The 19628-nt window shown below is 65.1% G+C and carries 20 protein-coding genes; 13 read left to right on the top strand and 7 right to left on the bottom strand.

The features are described from left to right. Positions 1-53 precede the first annotated feature (53 nt). From ACNEOT_RS06095 to ACNEOT_RS06085, 3 genes are read left to right on the top strand one after another with little or no spacing between them, the layout of a single operon-like run. A complete protein-coding gene (locus ACNEOT_RS06095; protein WP_415972966.1) occupies positions 54-2327 on the top strand; it encodes a putative bifunctional diguanylate cyclase/phosphodiesterase in 2274 nt (757 codons plus the stop codon). An 11-nt stretch (positions 2328-2338) separates the two neighbouring features. Then, positions 2339-2962, top strand: a complete 624-nt coding sequence (bluB, locus tag ACNEOT_RS06090; RefSeq protein WP_415973670.1) for a 5,6-dimethylbenzimidazole synthase — start codon at positions 2339-2341, stop codon at positions 2960-2962. Beyond that, positions 2959-4008 carry a hypothetical protein gene (locus ACNEOT_RS06085; RefSeq protein WP_415972964.1) on the top strand — a complete coding sequence of 350 codons (1050 nt, stop codon included), beginning with the start codon at positions 2959-2961 and terminating at the stop codon, positions 4006-4008. Before bluB ends, ACNEOT_RS06085 begins: the two co-directional genes overlap by 4 nt. Positions 4009-4011: 3 nt before the next feature. Here ACNEOT_RS06085 and ACNEOT_RS06080 read toward each other — a convergent pair whose 3' ends face one another. From ACNEOT_RS06080 to ACNEOT_RS06070, 3 genes are all read right to left on the bottom strand, one after another. Further along, positions 4012-4524 (bottom strand): DUF427 domain-containing protein, encoded by a 513-nt coding sequence (locus ACNEOT_RS06080; RefSeq protein WP_415972963.1) that lies wholly within the window; start codon positions 4522-4524, stop codon positions 4012-4014. 22 nt (positions 4525-4546) lie between these two features. After that, positions 4547-5284 carry a DUF2637 domain-containing protein gene (locus ACNEOT_RS06075; RefSeq protein ID WP_415972961.1) on the bottom strand — a complete coding sequence of 246 codons (738 nt, stop codon included), beginning with the start codon at positions 5282-5284 and terminating at the stop codon, positions 4547-4549. Between the two features lie 283 nt (positions 5285-5567). Further along, positions 5568-6506, bottom strand: coding sequence for a LysR family transcriptional regulator (locus ACNEOT_RS06070; RefSeq protein ID WP_415972959.1), 939 nt, complete (start codon positions 6504-6506; stop codon positions 5568-5570). A gap of 123 nt (positions 6507-6629) precedes the next feature. Here ACNEOT_RS06070 and ACNEOT_RS06065 point away from each other — a divergent pair, with 123 nt between their 5' ends. After that, a complete protein-coding gene (locus tag ACNEOT_RS06065) occupies positions 6630-7133 on the top strand; it encodes a sugar O-acetyltransferase (protein WP_415972957.1) in 504 nt (167 codons plus the stop codon). Between the two features lie 34 nt (positions 7134-7167). On the opposite strand, the gene ACNEOT_RS06060 is transcribed toward ACNEOT_RS06065, so the two are convergent. Beyond that, entirely contained in the window at positions 7168-7902 is a 735-nt protein-coding gene (locus ACNEOT_RS06060) for a dienelactone hydrolase family protein (protein ID WP_415972955.1), read from the bottom strand. A gap of 165 nt (positions 7903-8067) precedes the next feature. Between ACNEOT_RS06060 and ACNEOT_RS06055 the strand changes: the two genes are divergently transcribed. Then, positions 8068-8649, top strand: coding sequence for a GNAT family N-acetyltransferase (locus ACNEOT_RS06055; RefSeq protein ID WP_415972953.1), 582 nt, complete (start codon positions 8068-8070; stop codon positions 8647-8649). On the opposite strand, the gene ACNEOT_RS06050 is transcribed toward ACNEOT_RS06055, so the two are convergent. Together ACNEOT_RS06050 and ACNEOT_RS06045 are read right to left on the bottom strand one after the other, a co-directional pair. Further along, entirely contained in the window at positions 8622-8924 is a 303-nt protein-coding gene (locus ACNEOT_RS06050) for a WhiB family transcriptional regulator (RefSeq protein WP_415972951.1), read from the bottom strand. The two genes, ACNEOT_RS06055 and ACNEOT_RS06050, sit on opposite strands and share 28 nt — an antisense overlap. 238 nt (positions 8925-9162) lie before the next feature. Then, entirely contained in the window at positions 9163-9723 is a 561-nt protein-coding gene (locus ACNEOT_RS06045; RefSeq protein ID WP_415972949.1) for a gluconokinase, read from the bottom strand. An 80-nt stretch (positions 9724-9803) separates the two neighbouring features. On the opposite strand from ACNEOT_RS06045, the gene ACNEOT_RS06040 reads away from it, so the two are divergent. Beyond that, entirely contained in the window at positions 9804-10547 is a 744-nt protein-coding gene (locus ACNEOT_RS06040) for a FadR/GntR family transcriptional regulator (protein WP_415972948.1), read from the top strand. Between the two features lie 59 nt (positions 10548-10606). Then, complete coding sequence (gene otsB, locus ACNEOT_RS06035; RefSeq protein WP_415972946.1) at positions 10607-13150, top strand: trehalose-phosphatase; 2544 nt, start codon at positions 10607-10609, stop codon at positions 13148-13150. A gap of 174 nt (positions 13151-13324) precedes the next feature. Here the strand turns inward: otsB and ACNEOT_RS06030 are convergent, their stop codons facing one another. Next, a complete protein-coding gene (locus ACNEOT_RS06030; protein ID WP_415972944.1) occupies positions 13325-14431 on the bottom strand; it encodes a LacI family DNA-binding transcriptional regulator in 1107 nt (368 codons plus the stop codon). 142 nt (positions 14432-14573) lie between these two features. On the opposite strand from ACNEOT_RS06030, the gene ACNEOT_RS06025 reads away from it, so the two are divergent. Genes ACNEOT_RS06025 through ACNEOT_RS06000 form a run of 6 tightly spaced genes read left to right on the top strand, consistent with a single transcriptional unit; the run spans position 14574 to position 19566 of the window. Further along, positions 14574-15590 carry a metal ABC transporter solute-binding protein, Zn/Mn family gene (locus tag ACNEOT_RS06025; RefSeq protein ID WP_415972942.1) on the top strand — a complete coding sequence of 339 codons (1017 nt, stop codon included), beginning with the start codon at positions 14574-14576 and terminating at the stop codon, positions 15588-15590. A gap of 48 nt (positions 15591-15638) precedes the next feature. Continuing rightward, positions 15639-16469 (top strand): metal ABC transporter ATP-binding protein, encoded by an 831-nt coding sequence (locus ACNEOT_RS06020; protein WP_415972941.1) that lies wholly within the window; start codon positions 15639-15641, stop codon positions 16467-16469. Further along, positions 16466-17344, top strand: a complete 879-nt coding sequence (locus ACNEOT_RS06015; RefSeq protein ID WP_415972940.1) for a metal ABC transporter permease — start codon at positions 16466-16468, stop codon at positions 17342-17344. Before ACNEOT_RS06020 ends, ACNEOT_RS06015 begins: the two co-directional genes overlap by 4 nt. Positions 17345-17354: 10 nt before the next feature. Next, positions 17355-18113 carry a LamB/YcsF family protein gene (locus tag ACNEOT_RS06010; RefSeq protein ID WP_415972938.1) on the top strand — a complete coding sequence of 253 codons (759 nt, stop codon included), beginning with the start codon at positions 17355-17357 and terminating at the stop codon, positions 18111-18113. Then, on the top strand, positions 18113-18715 hold the full coding sequence (gene pxpB / locus ACNEOT_RS06005) for a 5-oxoprolinase subunit PxpB (protein ID WP_415972936.1): 603 nt from the start codon (positions 18113-18115) through the stop codon (positions 18713-18715). Before ACNEOT_RS06010 ends, pxpB begins: the two co-directional genes overlap by 1 nt. Next, positions 18712-19566, top strand: coding sequence for a biotin-dependent carboxyltransferase family protein (locus tag ACNEOT_RS06000; protein WP_415972934.1), 855 nt, complete (start codon positions 18712-18714; stop codon positions 19564-19566). The genes pxpB and ACNEOT_RS06000 overlap by 4 nt, the downstream gene beginning before the upstream one ends. Positions 19567-19628 lie beyond the last annotated feature (62 nt).

The raw sequence follows: 19628 nt of genomic DNA, 5'->3' as shown, positions 1-19628 counted from the left end.
CGAGTGTGCCATTGTTGAAGCCGTCGGATCGGCGTGAACGGCTGGAGAAAATCGTGACGGCCTGGTGGCGGTGGTACGCAGCGCTCGGTGTGTTCGGCTGCGTGGCCTATTTCGCTGTCCCGAGTGTGTTCTGGGCCCACTCGATCTTCGTCCTCGTCGGAGCCTCTGCCGTTGCCGCAACCGTGATCGGCACCAGGATGCACCGGCCGCGAAATCGCACAGCATGGCTGGCCATCGCGGTGGGTACTGCCCTGTGGGTGCTCGGCGACATCGTCTTCGAGTGGTATTACGTCACTCGCGACAGCGTCCCGTATCCGTCGCTCGCCGACGCCGTCTATCTCGTCGGCTATCCGGTGTACGGATTCGGTCTGTTCCTGCTGGCCCGCCACAAATGGCGGCCGAGCGAACGCGGCCATGTCGCGAACAGCGCCATCATCATGGTGGCGTTCGGGCTGCTCACCTGGGTGTTCGCCGTACAGCCGTCGCTCGGCGGTGCAGGCATTTCCGGAATCGCAGGTCTCGTCGACGTCGCGTATCCCGCGATGGACATCTTCCTGCTGGGACTGCTCGCCCACTTCGTCGGCTCACGGCAGTGGCGAGCGCTCTCGTACCGGTTGCTGACGGTGGCCGTTGCGCTGCTCGTCGTCACCGACACCGTCAACAATTTCGAGATCATGTCGGAGTCCTCGTCGGATCGGTCGCTGATCGACCTCGGATGGACCATGTCGTACGTCCTCATAGGCGTCGCCGCGCTGCACCCGTCGATGCGGCGCATCACCAACCCGACCATCGAATCCGACGCCCACTTGATGGCGTCGTTCACCACTCCCACCGTCGTCGTGCTGACCGCGGCCACCCTGACCGCACCGATAGTGATGTTCATCGAGGTCGTTCGCGACGAGCCGATCGCCCAGTGGGGCTGGGCGGTGCTGCTCTGCGCGGGCACGTTGGTGATCCTGGTGATGCTTCGCATCACCGACCTGCTCCGGTTGTTGCACACGCAGACCGTCCAACTACGTGCCGTCGCCGACACCGACCACCTCACCGGCCTGGCCAATCTGCGCGCCCTCGACCACCGAATCTGGGGCAATTCCGGTGAATCGACCCTGCTGACAGTCGATATCGATCGGTTCAAGGAGATCAACGACACATTCGGACGCGGCCTCGGCGACCGTGTGCTCGTGGTGGTCGCCGAGCGACTGCGAGGCGTCGTCGACGACTCGATTCTGTTGGCGCGCTTGGCCGGCGACGAGTTCGCCCTGTGCGGGGAGTCGGAATCGATGGACCCGATTGCCTTGGCCCAGGAGATCCAACTCCAGTTCGCCACACCTTTCGAGGTCGGAAACATGACACTGCTCATCGAAGCGAGTGTCGGCGTCGCATCGAACTCACCGGCAGCCGACGGGGAAGACGAGACCACACCGGATCGCCTCGTGCAGCGCGCCGACCTCGCCGTTCAGGCCGCAAAGGCGGCTCAGTCGCGCGTCGCGTTCTACGACCGGTCGATGGACCGGGACAAGAGCGAGCAACTCATCATGCTCGGTGAGCTGAGCACAGCGCTCGAATCCGATCAGCTGCGACTGCACTATCAGCCCCAGATCGATCTCGCCTCGATGACCGTCGTCGGCGTCGAGGCACTTCTGCGGTGGCACCACCCGAACGGTTCCGTCCTGTCCCCCAGCGCGTTCCTGCCCACCGCCGAACGCACCGGGCTGATCCGGCCGCTGACGAGCTACGTCCTCAGCCGCGCTCTGGCGCAGCGCAAGGAGTGGACGGCGAACGGCTTGCAGTTGAGCACCGCGGTCAACATTTCCACCCGCAACCTGTTCGACGACACCCTGATCGAGCAGGTGCGCGCAGCGCTGACCGAGTTCGACTGCCCTGCCGATCAATTGACACTGGAGGTGACCGAGACGTCGGCGATGACCGACCCGGTGGGCGCAACGCAGACGCTGTCGATTCTGCATTCGATGGGTGTGCAACTCGCCATCGACGACTACGGCACGGGCTACAGCTCGTTGGCCTACATGGAGCGTTTGCCGGTGCAGGAGCTCAAGATCGACCGCACGTTCATCGCCGGCATGGCCCACAATCCCGCGCACGCCGCCATCGTGCGCTCGACCGTCGAACTCGCCCGTACGCTGGGTCTGTCGGTGACGGCAGAGGGCGTGGAGGACGAAGTGACGATGAGAGAACTACGCGAGCTACGGTGCGGGCGAGCACAGGGCTACCACCTCGGCCGACCCACCTCGGCAGACCGACTGCCCGCCCTTGTCGCCGATCTCAACGATCGTCTGAAAACTGCTACAGGAGAACGGATATCATGACCGAGGCAGCCCTGTCGGTGTACGCAGCGATTCGATCACGCCGCGACGTCCGCGCCGAGTTCGACGGAACCGTCGTCGACGACGAGACACTGCGCCGCATTCTTGGGGCAGCGCATCAGGCCCCGAGCGTCGGCAACACCCAGCCCTGGGACTTCGTGGTGGTTCGCAAGCCCGACACGCTGGCCACATTCGCAGCACACGTGGCCGGATGTCGCCAGGACTTCGCCGACAAGCTCGACGAGGAACGACGAAAGACGTTCGATCCCATACGTATCGAGGGAATCGAGACCAGCGGAACCGGAGTGGTGGTCACCTACGATCCGAACCGCGGCGGACGGCACGTCCTCGGCCGCGACACCGTCGACGACACCGGACTGTTCTCCGCCGTGCTCGCCATCGAGAACCTGTGGCTCGCAGCGATAGCGGAGAACGTCGGCGTCGGGTGGGTTTCGTTCTACGACGAGGCATACCTCACCGAACTACTCGACATCCCCGCACCGGTCCGGCCGATCGCGTGGCTGTGCGTGGGCCCGGTCGAGTCGTTCCAGGAAGTACCCGATCTGGAGCGTTTCGGCTGGCGCACCCGACGACCACTCGACGATGCCCTGCACTTCGAGCAGTACCGTCGATCATGAGGGTTCGCCTCGCTGCGGCGCTCACGGCCTGCGTGCTGCTGGTCGGATGTTCGACGGATACCGTCGACGAGCCGGCCTCTCCCGCAACGACTCCCGCTGCCGAACCCGCGCAGGCCCCGGAATCGAAGGACCCGATCGGGACCGTCGTTCCCCTTCCCGGCGCCCCCGAGGGTGTCGTGGTGGGAACGTCCGGAATCGCAGCCGCCGGAGTCCGCGAACCCGACGGCGTGGTGCTGTTCGACGCGGCCACCGGCGTCGTCCGGCAGATGGTCCCGACAACCGGTGCGCCGCGGCACCTCTCGCTCGGCGGTCCCGACGGCCCGGTACTGGTTCCCCTCGAGGGCAGTGACGAACTGCTCGAGGTCTCACTCGCCGACGGCGCAATCCTGTCGACCGCCACCGGCGTCGGCCGGCAACCACACGACGCGGTCTCGACCTCCGACGGAACCATCGTGGCCACCAACGAAATGGGTGGCGGAGTGATCTTCCTACGAGACGGTTTGGTGCTGTCGGAGCTACCCCCGGGGCCTGTCCAACCCGGTGGTGTCGCTGCTGTCGGGCCCTATGCTGCCGTCGCGGATGTGCAGGGCAACGGGGTGTGGGTCTACGACGGCATGGCGCAACGCGAGGTGGCACGGGCCCCGATCGGCGTCAAGCTCACCCATGCCGTGACGGTGGACGAGATGACGGCCGGATTCGCCGACACCGACGGTGGGACGGTGCTTGTTGCCTCGGTCGAGTCGGCTGGGGGCAACGTGCAGATTCGGCAGATCTCCTCGATCGACGCGCCCGGAAACCCGTACGGGCTGGCCGTGGACCGCGACCGCCGGTTGCTGTTCGTGACGCTGACCGCATCGAATCTTCTGAGGGTGGTCGACGTCTCGAATCCTGCGGCCCCGCGCCCCCTCGGCGATGTTCCGACGGTGACGCAGGCCAATTCCGTTGCGGTCGATCCGCGAACCGGAAACGTGGTGGTGACCGGCAGCGACCCGGGCGCGACCAGTTCGATTCAGATCATCACCCGCGCAGAGCTGCCAGGCGGTTAGACGTCACCAGCCGTAGGAGCCGGGGATCCCTTTGAACGGACCGACGACGTCGTCGGTGATCCAGCCCTCGTAGAACCCGCCTTCCTGGGGCCGGACCGCCTCGCCGTCGATCTCGCAGTCGAGGCGGCTCGGAGAGAAGGCGAGGTATCCGGCGATGGCGGCGAACTGTGGGGTCGGGTTCTCGTAACTCCACCCCGCGGCGGGCGCGACGGCATCCCCACCGTGGACGTCCCAGTACGTCGCCGCGCCCTTCCATTCGCAGTGCGTCGACCGGGCCTCCGACGCTGTCAACGCGCCCGGGACGACGTCTGCGGGTGAGATGTACCAGGTCGGTGGGTGGCTCGTCTCGAGCACTCGGTACGCGGCGGTGGTGCGGGCGACCACCTCGCCGCCGAGCCGGACGACGAGGGAGCGATTGGAGGACTCGAGCCGCGGCGGACGGGGGTAATCCCAGACCGATTCCTGGCCTGGCTTCGGCTTCTCCGGAACGACGGATCTCGGCAGGTGTGAACTCATACTTCGATGGTGCCACCGGATGTCATGGGGCGTCGACGGGATAGAGATCGTCCACCCGTTCCTCGTCGAGAATCCAGCGATCGACCTCGTCGAGAGGTTCGACAGTACGCACCGTCGTGAGCCGCGATTCGGGGGCGAAGTCCTCGGTGCGGACCGGTTCGACGCGTTCCTCGGGAGCGGGCGCAGGTATCTCGGGTGTGGGCGGCGTGGCTGCGAGTCTGGCCGGTTCAGCTCTCTGGACGGCGACTGTCGGCTCCTCGGCAGGTTCACTGGAGGCGGGCTCATTGGCAGCAGGTTTGTCGGCGATAAGTTCGTCGGCGTCGGAGATGTTCGTGGTTTTCGGCAGCTCCGCTGGTACGCGAACGAGGATGCCGAGTCCGTGGGTCGCAGCCAACAGGCTAACCGGGGCGACGGTCGCGATGGCCGCCGACAATGCCGGATGCAGTGTTCCGGCGTCGGAGATGAAGGCGTGCATGGCATTTGCGCCGATACTCACCAGAGCTGCAGTGATCAACACACCCCAGAAGAAGCGTCGTCCACTGCGTTGGTCCTCGAATTGGGCCAGCGCGATGACGGAGATCGTGGCCTGCAGAATGGTGCCGTCGACGATCACCGGCCACAACCACGACAACGAGCGCGGGACACCTGCCATCGTGGCGAGATCCCACAGAGCAGCGAAACTCAGCACGAAAGACGCGATTCCGATGACGGTGGTGATGACGACCGCACTGACGAGCGTCGCACGCAGGACCTTGTTCATGGAACGTCATGAAACACGAGCCCACCGACAAGTTCGCATGGAGTGGAGCCTGCGGAACGACCCAGGGCGGAACGACCCAGGGCGGAACGAACGACAGACCACTCCCCGATGCACCGGGCTATCGCGTCGTGAATGCGCCACCGTTGATACGGAGTGTTTGCCCAGTGATGTGCTGAGCACGGTCCAAAAAATGGAACACATCTGCGCACTCCGACTACGAGTCGCAAATGCCGAATGTGCCTGTCTGGCCAATACGTGCATGCCTCGGCGACCTTGCGGGCCCTCAAGCCCAAGAAGGCGGCGTCCAGGTCGGGCCGACGGCAGTATTGTCCTGCGTGCTGCGTAGATATTCGAGGAATGCACGTAGTGCGGGTTGCCGGTTGTCATCGCGCCAAACAATCGAATGCGGATAGATCGGGCTGGGGTCGACGATCGGGATCCTGCGCAAATCGTAAGATTCGGGCCATAGATATCGAGACCCTTCCCCGACCAGGGTGGACAAATCGGCGGAGGTCGCGAGTTCTTCGAGTAATACGTCGACCCCGAAACTGGGTCCGATCGTGTCGATTCGGATACCGAACGTGCGGCCGAGCTCGTCGTAGTACGCACTCCATTGGGAGTCGGCGCGCATGCCAGGCATCCAGATCCGATGTGCGCACAGGTCGGCAAGGGTCACGGTCGCAGCGTGCGCGAGTGGATGCTTCGGTCCCGTGAGCAGTTGGTGGCGATCGTCGATGACGCGCGCGGATCGCAGATCAGCCGAAAGCTGTTGTTTACGAACGTGACCGAGAGCGCGAAAGGTAGCGTCGACACTGCCCGCGGTAACGGCGGCGAGGGCAACGTCGGTGTTCGCGTCGGGAAGCGTGACGACGTCCAGATCGATGTGCGGGTGAATTCTGTGGAATGCCTGCAGTGAAGCCGCAGGAGCCGTGCGGCGGTTGAGGACATCAACCCGTAATGCCCTGTTGCCCAACGCCACCGAATCGGCGGCCCGCTGTGCGCCTCTCACCAACTCGCGCGCGTGGGGCAGGAAAGATTGTCCGTCCACACTCAACTGGGCGCCTCTTCCGGACCGAACGAAGAGCGAGACACCGAGGCTTCTTTCCAGTGCCGCAATACGTTTGGATACAGCTTGTTGAGTCAGCCCCAACTCGTCGGCAGCCGCCTGGAACTGACCTCCGTCCGCGGCTGCCACGAACGTCCGTACAGCCTCCGTATCCACGTTCGCACCCTATACGGACAACCATCGGTTGTGGCTCGCCGCCACCGAGGTTGTTTGTCGAGCACCGACGAGTGCAGTTTGCTCGACTTGCCCATCCGAAAGATGTTCGATGACAGGACCTCCATGAACTTCGCCGAAAGAGTGCAGCGCGCAATCCTGCTCACAGGAAGACTCAGCACCCTCCCGTACACAGATCAACAGGCCATTCGTGAGGGATGGCGGGAACTGACCGGACAGACCGTCGACGACGCCTTTCACCTCATTCCACCGGTCTTTTCGGACCACGGGACCAACATACGTATCGGCAGAAATGTGTTCGTGAATCAGAACTGCCGCTTCAACGACCTCGGTGGGATCGACATCGGCGACGACGTGATGCTGGGCCCCAACGTCAGCCTGATTACCTCAGGGCATCCGACAGAACCCGTCGGACGACGGTCGGGGATCACCTCGGCACCGATCATTATCGGGCGGAACGTCTGGATCGGAACGTCAGCACTGATCATGCAAGGCGTCACCGTAGGTGCCGATGCCATAGTCGGTGCGGGTGCTGTTGTCACTCGCGACGTTCCCCCACGAACACTGGTGGCCGGGGTTCCGGCGACTGTGGTCAAGATAATCGAGTGAAGGCGCGCTGGGACCGGCACCCCACCGACGAGAGTCAGACGGGCGTGAGCGTGCTGTTCAACAGGGCGAGCAGCCGCTTCCAATGTCTCCGAGACCCGGCTTCGTCGAAAGCGTCGGTATCGGACATCGTGAAGCCGTGAACCGTGCCCGGGTAGATCTCCGAGGTGTAATCCAAATGCGCGGCATCGAGCGCGTCGTTCAGCTTGCTCAACTCGTCCGGTGTCAGGTCACTTGCGGCGTGGCCGAAGTGCATTCGGCCGGTGATCTTCGCGAGCTCGTCGGTTCCGTCTGCCCCCACCGGGCCGTGAAACGCGGCCGTCGCGGCTACCCGGTCGGGGTAGGCGGCAGCTGTTCGCGTGGCGACCAAGCCGCCTATGCAATAGCCGATCACCCCGACTGAGCCGTCGCTCACTTCGGGTTGCGCCGCGAGGAATCGAAGGAAGGCATCGGCGTCGCTCACGACGCGCTCGGCTGTGTGCTGACGAATCAAAGGCATCAATCGGTCGACGATTGCGGGCCTGGTTTCCTCCCCGATATGGTCCGGGAGCTCGGCCAATGGGGCTCGACCGTGTCGGTAGAAGAGATTGGGGACGAGCACGTAGTAACCATGGTCGGCCAGTTTTTCCGCCATGGCTCGCAGCGCGGGCCGTATACCGAAGGCGTCGGGATACATGAGGACACCTGGAAGCGGCCCGTCGTGTTCGGGAAATGCAGCAAAGACGTCGGCACGACCATCCGCCGTGGGAATGTCGAAGGTCCTGGTGAGCATCAACTCTCCTGCGCGATTGTTTCAAAAGAGCGCCGGGTCACCGATCCGTGCGTGGCGCGATGCCATCCCGGTGAGCATGACCGAAGGCTAATGCCTCCCGGGTGACCGACACCAGTGCTGCGGAGATCGAGCAAGAACGAGTTTCATCGTGGCAGGCTTTCGGCAATGACGATGACGAGCACTCCATGGCATCATCCCCGGCCCGAGCAGTCACGACTGCATCTGGACGTGGTGCCGTCGATCGTTGTTCACGAGCTGGCATCGGACCGGCCGAGTGCACTTGCAGCGCAGGGTATTTCGCCGTACATCGCGGGGATCGAATGCCGCAGCTTGTGCCGGATGAGAAGCAAGCAGATCGACGACACCCCTGCTGATGCACCGTGGATCACGCGGCTGATGGTCGATCCGGACGTCATGCTGCCGGTCGGTGTGGCCGGCTTCCACGGCGCGCCCGACGAGCGGGGGATGGTGGAGATCGGGTATCGAGTCGACCCGGAGCTTCGTCGCCGAGGCTATGCCCGGCGTTCCGTGGAAACCCTTCTCGCCGTTGCGCAAAGCCGCCACGAAGTGACTACCGTTCGCGCCACCGTCGCACCGGGCAACGCGCCTTCGTCGACTCTCGTCAAGAGCTTCGGATTCGTCGAGATGGGTGAACAATGGGATGACGAAGACGGCCTGGAGATCATCTACGAGATCTCCACATCGACTCCGCATCGCGATCAAGCGGTCCGGATCGCTCCGCGGTAGAAGTCGGCGCGATCGTGTGCCGACATTCCGCCCCACACGCCGTAGGGCTCGTTCGCTTCGAGGGCGTGCTGGCGGCATTGTTCCAGTACTGGGCAGCGGCCGCAGACCTGCTTGGCGGTCTTCTCTCGCGAGGTGCGGGCGCGGCCTCGTTCACCTTCGGGGTGGAAGAACACCGACGAGTCCAATCCGCGACACAGTCCGTCGAGTTGCCAGTCCCAGACGTCGGCGTTCGGGACGGGAAGTTGAACCGGCCTGGCGGGTGCGCCTCGCACCATGAGCTGTCTCCTCACTGGAAAGTGAACAAGCTCACCCTCTCGCATTCGTCATACTTTTACAAGCCCTTTCGTCCATTCGTAGTACTTAAAAGCAAGCGTGCTTGCTTGAAACTTGCACTTACTCGGCATCCGATCGCAGATGCCCGCCCCGTTTCGACCCTCGGTGCGGATGAATGGCCCATTGCCGCACTACGAGCGACTGAAATCCACATCGATCCCGTCCTGCCGGAGCCTCGACTCAGTGACTCTCGGACATCCCTGCCCGTTTTTCGAGTTCGAGGAGAATGTGCTCGGCGATCTTGGTCGGCGGCGGACCGATGTCGACGACGATGGCGTTTTCGTCGTCGCCCAATGGTTCGAGGGTCGAGATCTGCGTGTCGAGCAGCGAGGACGGCATGAAATGGTCCATCCGAGCGTTGAGTCGACCGCTGATTCGATCCTTGGTTCCCGCCAGATGCACGAAAATCACCTCCGAGCCCTCCCTCGATGCCGCGCTCAGCACGTCTCGGTACGACCGTTTCAGTGCCGAGCACGTCACGATCCCCGATCGACCCGCGGTGGTGTGATCGGTGATCCACTCGGCGATGACGTCCAGCCACGGCCAGCGGTCCTCGTCGGTCAACGGCTGACCCGACGCCATCTTCGCCACATTGGCCTCCGGATGCAGGTCGTCGCCCTCCTGCAGGTCCCATTTCAACGCTCCGGCGAGGATGCCCGCCACCGTCGACTTGCCCGAGCCGGACACGCCCATCACTACGAGAACCGGATGATGCGCTCTGCCTGTCGTCTGTGCTGCCATCCCTCGATACTGCTCCATCTCGCTCGCGCGGATCGGACAGACGCGAGAAACCGGGCCACCCGTGGGACGATCGATTCGACATGAGCGAGACCAGCGACTTCCGCCAACTGCACGATTCGGTGCTCGACGAGCTCGGTCGCGACATCGTGAGCGGCGCAATTCCGAGCGGAACCCGGATTTCGGCCGACGACGTCGCCGTGCGCTTCACCGTGTCGAGGACCGTGGTGCGCGAAGTCGTTCGCGTCCTCGAATCGCTTGGCCTGCTCACCGTCCGGCGGCGCGTGGGAATCACCGTGCTGGGCTCGGAGAACTGGAATTCCCTCGACCCGGTGGTGATTCGCTGGCAACTCGCCGGGCCTGCGCGCGCCGAGCAACTTCTGCTGCTCAGCGAACTACGTTCGGGCATCGAGCCTTTGGCGGCCAAGCTCGCGGCGCATCGAGCAACGCCCGAGCAATGCGGAGCGTTGACGGCTGCCGTCATCGGAATGTCGTCGACATCCCGAGCCGCCGACTCCGAGGCCTACCTCGAACACGACAGCAACTTTCATCGCACGTTGCTCGCGGCCTCGGGCAATCCCATGTTGCGGTCGATGTCCGACATCGTGGTCGAGGTGCTCGCCGGACGCACCCGTCATGCGCTGATGTCGCGGCAGGCGGACCCGGAGGCCATCCGGCTGCACGGCGTGGTCGCCTCGTCGATCCAGTCCGGAGACGCCGACGCCGCACAACGAGCCATGTTGGCCATCGTCACAAAGTCCGCTGCATCGATGTCGGCGGCATCGGGTGTGACGCCGTCGCCCGGACTGGTGCCCGACCAGCAGTGATACATCGAGCGCACAAAGCCAGGTACACCGAGGCGCGGTTCATCGCCTAGATTCGACGGGTGACTGCTCTCGAATTGCCGCTCGAACTTCGCCGCGCGCTCGTTGGAGTAGCTCGGACTCCGCGTCTTCTCGTCGCGTCCGATTACGACGGCACCATGGCGCCGATCGTCTCCGACCCGCAGAAGGCCTTCCCGCACCCCGAGTCGGTCAGCGCCATGCGCGGGCTCGCCTCACTGGCCGGCACCAACGCCGCCGTCATCTCCGGACGCGCCCTCCGTGATCTCGCGATCCTCTCGCGGCTACCGTCCGAGGTGCAGCTGGTTGGCAGCCACGGCAGCGAGTTCGACGCCGGGTTCGTCAACGCCATCGACGACGACGCCAAGAAGCTCCTCACGCTCATCACCGGCGAGCTGCAGGTCATCGCCGACGCCCATCCCGGCGTGAGTATCGAGACCAAGCCGGCGAGCGTCGCGCTGCACGTGCGCAATGCCGAGACCGCTGCCGGTGAGCAGGCGCTCGCAGCCGTACGTTCGGGCGCAGCTGCGCGTGACGGCGTCGAGGTGACCGAGGGCAAATCCGTTATCGAGCTCGCCGTCATCGTCACCAACAAGGGAGTCGCCCTCGACATCCTGCGCCATCAGGAATCCGCTACTGCCGCAGTCTTCTTCGGCGACGACGTCACCGACGAGAAAGCGTTCGCCCATCTGCACGGACCGGACATCGGCGTCAAGATCGGGCCGGGAGACACCCTCGCCGAGTTCCGCATCGACAGCACCGAGCATGTTGCAGTGGCCTTGGCCTTTCTGCTCGAAGAGCGTCGGCAGTGGCTCTCCGGAGCCGACGCCCCGCGTATCGAACGACTGACGATGTTGGCCAGCCCCAATGCCGTTGCGCTGCTTACTCCCGACGCGGACGTCACCTGGCTGTGTCATCCCGAGCCCGACTCCGCAGCCGTGTTCGCGCACCTGCTCGGCGGCGATCAGGCCGGTCACTTCAGCGTCGGACCCACCCGCGCCTCGCTGCCCCTCAGCCAGCAGTACGTGGACGGCACCATGACGGTGCAGACCAAGTGGGCCAGCCTGCAGGTCACCGACTACCTCCCGCACGACATCGGCCAGGGCCAGACCGCGTTGACCCGCGTCATCACCGGCAAGGCCACCGCCGTGGTGACCTTCGCGCCGCGGCCGGAATTCGGAAAGGCCTGGGCTTCACTCGAACCCGACGCCGACGGCCTGCGCATCCTCGGTACTGCGGATCCGATGGTGCTGCGCAGTCCCGGCGTCACCTGGAACGTCGTTTCCGACGGATCTCAGCAGACCGCGCACGCCGAAGTCGATCCTTCCAACGGTCCGATCGTTCTCGAATTACGGCTCGGCACAGACGATCTGAGCGAGCACCCCTGGGCCGAGGTGGAGCGTCGTCGAGCATCCGAGGCGTACTGGAAGGAGTGGGCCGACGGCCTGGACCTGCCGCCGCTCAAACGCGATCTGATGAAGCGGTCGGCCCTGACCCTGCGCGGCCTGGTACACGCCGAGTCCGGTTCGATCATGGCTGCGGCCACCACGTCGCTGCCCGAGGACATCGGCGGAGTGCGTAACTGGGACTACCGCTACTGCTGGCTGCGCGACGCAGCGCTCACCGCATCCGCACTGGTCGATGTGGGATCGATGGCCGAGGCCGAGAACTACCTCTCCTGGATTCACGGAGTGCTCGAGTCGGTCTCCGGCCCGGAGCGCCTGCACCCGCTCTACACCATCTGGGGTCTCGGGCTTCCGCCCGAAGCCGTCATCGACGAACTACCCGGTTACGCCGGTTCGCGTCCGGTGCGCGTGGGAAATGCTGCGAATCAACAGGTTCAGCTCGACGTCTTCGGACCCATCGTCGAATTGGTGTCGGCCCTCGCCCACGCACGTAAGGCTGCGGGGTCGGACAACGGTCTCTCCAACGACGATTGGGAATTGGTCCGCGCCATGGTCGAAGCCGTCGAGCGTCGTTGGTTCGAGCCCGATCACGGCATCTGGGAGATCCGCGACAATCCCCGTCACCACGTCTACTCCAAGGTTATGGGCTGGATCACCGTCGACCGCGCCATTGGCTTGGCCGAAACATTCGGCCGCACAGCAGAACCCGGGTGGTCGACACTGCGCGAGACCATCGCCGAGGAAGTACTCGCCAACGGCTGGAACGAGGAAGTGCAGTCCTTCACCGCCGCATACGACGGCACCGACCTCGACGCTGCGACGTTGTACATCGGCCTGTCCGGACTGATCGACCCGGCAGACTCACGCTTCGCGGCCACCGTCACCGCCACCGAAGCCGAACTGCGTAGTGGCTCGACCGTCTACCGATACCGCCACGACGACGGCCTCCCCGGCGGCGAAGGCGGCTTCCACCTGTGCGCGGCCTGGCTCGTCGAGGCCTACCTTCTGGTGGGACAACGCGCCGAAGCCGAAGCACTGTTCGCCCAACTCGTCAGTGCCGCAGGCCCCACCGGCCTGCTCAGTGAGGAATACGACCCCATCGCCGAACGATCGCTCGGCAACCACCCGCAGGCCTACAGTCATCTGGGTCTACTGCGCTGCGCGAGGTTGCTCAGCGCCTAGGGCTCACCGCAGCTGCGTCAATGGACCCTTGCATACGTCTGACCCGTGCAATGGTTCATTCACCCACCGGGATGCTCCGGGTCAATGGCGCATTGCATACGTCTGAGCCGTGCAGTGGTCCATTGACGCGAACTGGGAAGGCGGGGCAGCTGGCGGACGGCGGACGACGGCCGATCAGGCGATAGCGGGCGGCTGCTTCGGCGGCGGTCCTGCTGTTCGTCCGCGGAAGAGTTCGGTGGGCAGGGTTTCGGCGGCGACGATGCCCGAATGGGAGGACGAGAGCACCAGTTTGCCTGCTCGACGGCCTTTTTCCTCGGCGTCTTGGCGCACGGTGGTGAGGTTCTCGCGGATGGCGTCGGAGATGCCGTCGAATCCGGTGACCGAGAGTTGGCTCGGCACATCGATTCCCGAGACTCTCGCGAAATTGAGTGCGCCGAGAGCGATGACGTCGGTGGTGCACAGCAGGGCGGTGGTGTCGCGGTTCGCCTGCAGGGCTTGGGCCGCGGCGGAGTGGCCGGAGCGGACGGTGTGGTCGAAGCGTTCGACGACGGTGAGGGTGTCGGGGTCGAGTCCGGCGTCGATCATGGCGGCTTGCACTCCGGCGATGCGTTCGCGCTGGACGTGGAAGTGACTGTCCGCCAGCCTCCCTGGGGGTACGACGCCATCGCGGCGGTCGCGTCCGAGCCGCATGCACAGGACGGCGAGGTGCTCGTGACCCAGCGAGATCAGATGTGCGGCAAGCATTTTCATTGCCACTCGGTCGTCGATGGCGACGAGGGCCGCTTCGGGGATGTTGCGGGGCTGATCACAGACCACGATCGGCAGGTGCCGTTCGCGGACGGCTGCGAGGTAGGGGTCGTCGTCGGCGACGGAGTAGACGACGAATCCGTCGACTCCTGCTTGTTGGACCACGGCAGCGGCTTGCACGTCGTCGCGTTCGGCTCCGGCGGGGATGAGCAGTAGGCCTTGCCCTGCTGCTTCGCAGGATTCGGCGAGTCCGGCGAGGAAGCTCATCGCGGCGGGGTCGCGGAAGGAGTAGCTGAGGGCTTCGGTGAGGAGCAGTCCGATGGCTCCGGCCTTGCGGGTGCGCAGCGATCGCGCGACCGGGTCGGGGCCGGCGTATCCGCGTCGCTTGGCCGCCTGCAGTACACGTTCGCGTAGTTCGGGCGAGAGTTGATCGGGGCGGTTGTAGGCGTTCGAGACGGTGGTTCGCGATACTTTCAGTTCGGCCGCGATCGACGCCAACGTCGCCTGACGTCGTGGTTCGCTTGACCTGACCATGACCGGGACGTTAGTCCCACAACGCCCCGCAGTGAAATTCGAGGTCACGTTCGTCCGATTGGATCGACCACCCCGTCGAGCGCTAGAGTACAACGGTAACGGTTTCCATTAGCGTCAAGCCCCGCTCATCAGGAGTACATCGATGTCGTCCACCCATCGCTCGTCCCGGGTCAAGCTCATAGCACTGGTCGGTCTGACCTGCGCCGCAACTCTTGCGATGAGCGCATGCAGCTCGAGCGAACCGGCGAGCACCGAGTCCGCCCCGGCCAACCCAGTCGACGGACCGATCACGATCGTCGCGTCGACGAACGTCTGGGGAAGCGTCGCCGAAGCAGTGGCAGGCAATCTGGCCACCGTGAAGTCGATCATTGCCGACCCTTCCGCAGACCCGCACTCCTACGAGGCGAGCCCGGCCGACGCCGCTGCCGTCGCCGAGGCGTCGCTCGTGGTCTACAACGGTGGCGGCTACGACCAGTTCATCGAGGACATCCTCGGCTCCGAGGGCAAGAACGTTCCGTCGGTCGACGCTTTCACCCTGCTCGACGCCGGCCACGATCACGAGTCCGAGAGCACCGCCGAGACGACTGCAGAGACCACCGCCGAGGAAGACCACGGCCACTCGCACAGCGAGGTCAACGAACACGTCTGGTACAACGCCGAAGTGGCGGCGCACACTGCCGAGGAGATCGCCGACAAGCTCGGTCAGCTCGATCCCGACAACGCCGCGCAGTACACCGCCAACGCCGAGACGTTCCACGAGCAGGCTCACGGCATCACCGACGTGACGGCGAAGATCGCCGCCGATCACCCCGACGCACCGGTGGCGCAGACCGAGCCGATCGCGCATTACCTCATCGAGGAGTCCGATCTCGACGACCGCACTCCCGAGGACTTCAAGGACTCCATCGAAGAGGGCAACGACCCGTCGCCCGCCTCGATCGCGGCCACGCGTGATCTGTTCACGTCCAAGTCCGTTCGTGCGCTGGTCTACAACACCCAGACCGAAGACGCTGTCACACAGGACATTCGCGCCACCAGTGAAGCCGCAGGCATCCCCGTGGTCGAGGTCACCGAAACCCTGCCCGCCGGGATGACGTACATCGAGTGGCAGACCAAGGCCGCAACGGATCTGCAGGCCGCCCTCGCGACCACCCCTTGAGCCGATCCGCCTCCTGATCTCGGACCGGCTGATGGAAAGCTGTAGTGCATGCCTGCTGTAGAACTGCGCGATGCCGGACTGGCGTTCGGTGAGCGCACGCTGTGGCAGAACCTGGACCTGGCGGTCGAGAAGGGCGAGTTCGTCGCCGTTCTCGGCCCCAACGGCTCGGGCAAGACGTCTCTGCTCAAGGTGCTGCTCGGCCAGAATCACCTCACGTCCGGCACGGCCGCGATCGACGGTCATCCCGTTCGTCGCGGTCAGTCGGGCGTCGGATACGTGCCCCAGCAACGCAACATCGACGACGACCTACCCCTGCGCGGACGCGATCTCGTCGGCCTCGGCTGGGACGGTCACCGGTGGGGCATGGGTCTGCGCGGTATGCGGCAGCGCAAGGAGACCGTGCAGCGCGCGATCGATCAGGTCGACGCCAACTCTTTCGCCGGCGCACCCGTCGGCTCGATGTCCGGCGGTGAGCAGCAGCGGCTGCGTATCGCGCAGGCTCTCGTCGGCGATCCGTCGGTACTGCTGTGCGACGAACCGCTGCTCAGCCTCGACCTCGCCAACCAGTCCCTGGTCTCGAGCCTCATCGATCGCCGACGCCGTGAGCACGAGACGGCAGTGCTGTTCGTGACGCACGAGATCAACCCGATACTCCCGCTCGTCGACCGCATCGTCTACATCGTCGACGGCCGATTCCGCATCGGCACCCCCGAGGACGTCATGACCACCGAGGTGCTCTCCGAGCTGTACGGCACCGAGGTCGAGGTACTGAAGGTCCGTGGCCGGCTCGTCGTCGTCGGCACCGGTGACTCCATCGACGCCCTGGGCTCTGCGGGCGCACACCACCCGGCCGAGAACCCGAGGAAAGACAAAGCATGAACGAGAAAGTTCTCGACGCATTCTCGAAGATGCTCGACTTCGACACCACCGCAAATCTGCTGACCTACGACTTCGTCCAGCAGGCACTGCTCGCCGCCGCGATACTCGGCTTGCTCGCCGGCGCACTCGGCCCGCTGATAGTCAGTCGCCAATGGGCGTTCGCGGTGCACGGATCGAGTGAGCTCTCGCTCACCGGCGCATCAGCGGCATTGCTCGTCGGCATCACCGTGGGCCTCGGAGCCATCGTGGGATCCGTTGTCGCGGCAGTGATGTTCGCTCTGCTCGGCAGCAAGGCCCGCGACCGCGACTCGGTCATCGGCGTCATCATGTCCTTCGGCCTCGGCCTGTCGGTGCTCTTCATCTGGCTCTATCCCGGCCGAACCGGCACCAGCTTCTCGCTGCTCATCGGCCAGATCGTCGGCGTGGGGCAGAGCGGAATTCAGCTGCTGCTGGTGTGCGCCGTACTGGTGCTGATCGTCCTCACCGTGGTCTACCGACCGCTGCTGTTCGCCAGCACCGACCCCGAGGTGGCGCTGGCTCGCGGAGTCCCCGTCCGTGCGCTCTCGGTCGTCTTCGCCGTGCTCGTCGGTGTTGCGTGCGCACTGGGCGTCCAGATCGTCGGTGCACTGCTGGTGCTCTCGCTGCTCATCACCCCGGCCGCGGCCGCCGCACGGGTGACGGCGAGCCCACTCAAGGCAACGCTGCTGTCCATCCTGTTCGCCGAGATCGCTGCCGTCGGAGGCATTTTGCTCTCCCTCGCTCCCGGCCTGCCGGTCTCGACGTTCGTCACCACGATTTCCTTCGTGATCTACCTTCTCTGCCGCGCTGTCGGCGGAACCCGCAAGGCCAATTCCGGACGGCTCGTCACCGCATAGGATGTCGCAGGTGACGTCCATCGACCTCAACGCAGACCTGGGCGAAAGCTACGGTGCGTGGACTCTCGGCGACGACGACGCCATGCTCGCCCTGGTGTCGAGCGCCAACGTTGCGTGTGGCTTCCATGCCGGTGATCCCACCACCCTGCTGCGCACGTGCCGCTCGGCAACCGACGGTGCCGTCCGGATCGGAGCGCAGGTCGGCTATCACGACCTCGCCGGTTTCGGCAGACGCTTTCTCGACGTCTCTCCTACCGACCTCACCGCCGACGTGATCTATCAGATGGGCGCGCTCGATGCGCTCGCACAGGTGGCCGGTTCGGCGATCGCCTATGTCAAACCGCATGGGGCCCTGTACAACGCCATCGTGCACCATCGCGGTCAGGCCAAAGCCGTGGTCGACGCCGTCACCGCGTACGACCCGACGCTGCCTGTACTCGGGCTACCCGGTTCGGTGTTCCTCGAAGAAGCCGAGCGAGCCGGGCTGCGCACCGTGACAGAGGCTTTCGCAGACCGCGCATATACCCCACAGGGAACGCTGGTCTCCCGCTCAGAACCCGGTGCCGTGCTGTCCGATCCCGACGTCGTCGCCCAACGCGTGCTGACCATGATCACCGAGGGCACTGCCCTGGCTCTGGACGGCTCGCGCATCGACGTTCACGCCGAGTCCATCTGCCTGCACGGCGACTCCCCCGGCGCAGTCGCGATGGCCACCGCGGTATCGGAGTTGCTGCACGCCAACGGTATCGACGTGACAGCCTTCGTCTGATGCGCGTCCTGCCGGCCGGTGAGAATGCAACACTCGTCGAATTCGACGGGCTGGACGAAACGATGATGCACTACCGGGCCATGGTGGCCGACCCACCGCCTGGGGTCGTCGATCTGGTGCCCGCCGCGCGCACCGTGCTGGTGTGTTTCGACGGGCCACGGCAGCCGATATCGGACTGGATCTCGGCCGTCGAACCCTCAGGCACAACCGACGACGACCGGTCCGACACCGTGTCCGTCCCGGTGATCTACGACGGCGCAGACCTCGACGAGGTGGCCGGCCTGACGGGACTCTCCACCGCCGAAGTCATTGCTGCACATACAGACCAAGTGTGGACGGTCGCGTTCGGCGGCTTCGCACCCGGCTTCGGTTATCTCGTCGGCACCGATACGCGACTGCACGTCCCGCGGCGCGCGTCACCGCGTACCAGCGTTCCGGCCGGTTCGGTGAGTTTGGCGGGCGAGTTCTCGGGCATCTATCCGCGATCGTCACCCGGAGGTTGGCAACTCATCGGGCGCACCGACGCGACACTGTGGAATCTCGACCGCGAGCCACCCGCGCTGCTGCGGCCCGGAACCACCGTCCGATTCGAGCGAGCATGAGAGCCCTGACCGTTCTGCAGACGGGGCCACTGTGCACCGTGCAGGATCGCGGTCGCCCGGGGCACGCGTCGATCGGCGTCGGGCGCTCGGGTGCCGCGGACCTCCTCTCGCACGATGCTGCAAATCGATTGGTGGGCAACAACTCCGATGCCGCGACACTGGAAGTGACGTTCGGTGGCCTGAAGCTGCGGGCCGAGTTCGACGCTCTCGTGTCCGTCACCGGGGCGCATTCGATCTGCCGCATCGACGGCATTCAGCATGGACTGCATTCGACGCTTCTGCTCCGAGCCGGACACGATCTGGAATTGGCCACGCCCACATGGGGTCTGCGCAATTACCTGGCCGTGCGGGGCGGAATCGACGTCCCCGCCGTCCTCGGTAGCCGCGCCACGGACACGATGTCCGGTCTCGGGCCCGAAGCGCTCTCACCCGGCACCGTGCTCGTTGTGGGTAACGACAGCGCCGAGTGGCCCGCGGCAGATTTCGTACCGCCCCCACCGATCCGAACCACATTGCACGTGACGCTCGGGCCGCGCGAGAACTGGTTCACCGAGCGCGCCCGATCACTCCTGTTGAGCCAGCCGTGGACGGTCACTCAGGACTCGGATCGCGTCGGCATCAGGCTCGACGGCGCCGAACCGCTGACCCGCGCCATCGACGGCGAGTTGGCCAGTGAGGGAATGGTTCTCGGAGCGCTGCAGGTTCCGCCGTCCGGGCAGCCGGTGTTGTTTCTCGCCGACCACCCGGTGACGGGCGGCTACCCGGTGATCGCTGTCGTCACCGCCGCTGACGGGGCCGCAGCCGCACAGTTGACCCCCGGCAGCCGGATACGCTTCCGCGCTGTCGGTTGATCCCGGCCGCACCCAACCTCACACCCCTTTTCTCGACCTCACACACCCATTCAAGCGATAGC

The organism is Rhodococcus sp. 077-4 (assembly GCF_047782425.1).
Classification (GTDB): Bacteria; Actinomycetota; Actinomycetes; order Mycobacteriales; family Mycobacteriaceae; genus Rhodococcoides.
This window is presented reverse-complemented; position numbering and strand designations above follow the sequence as displayed.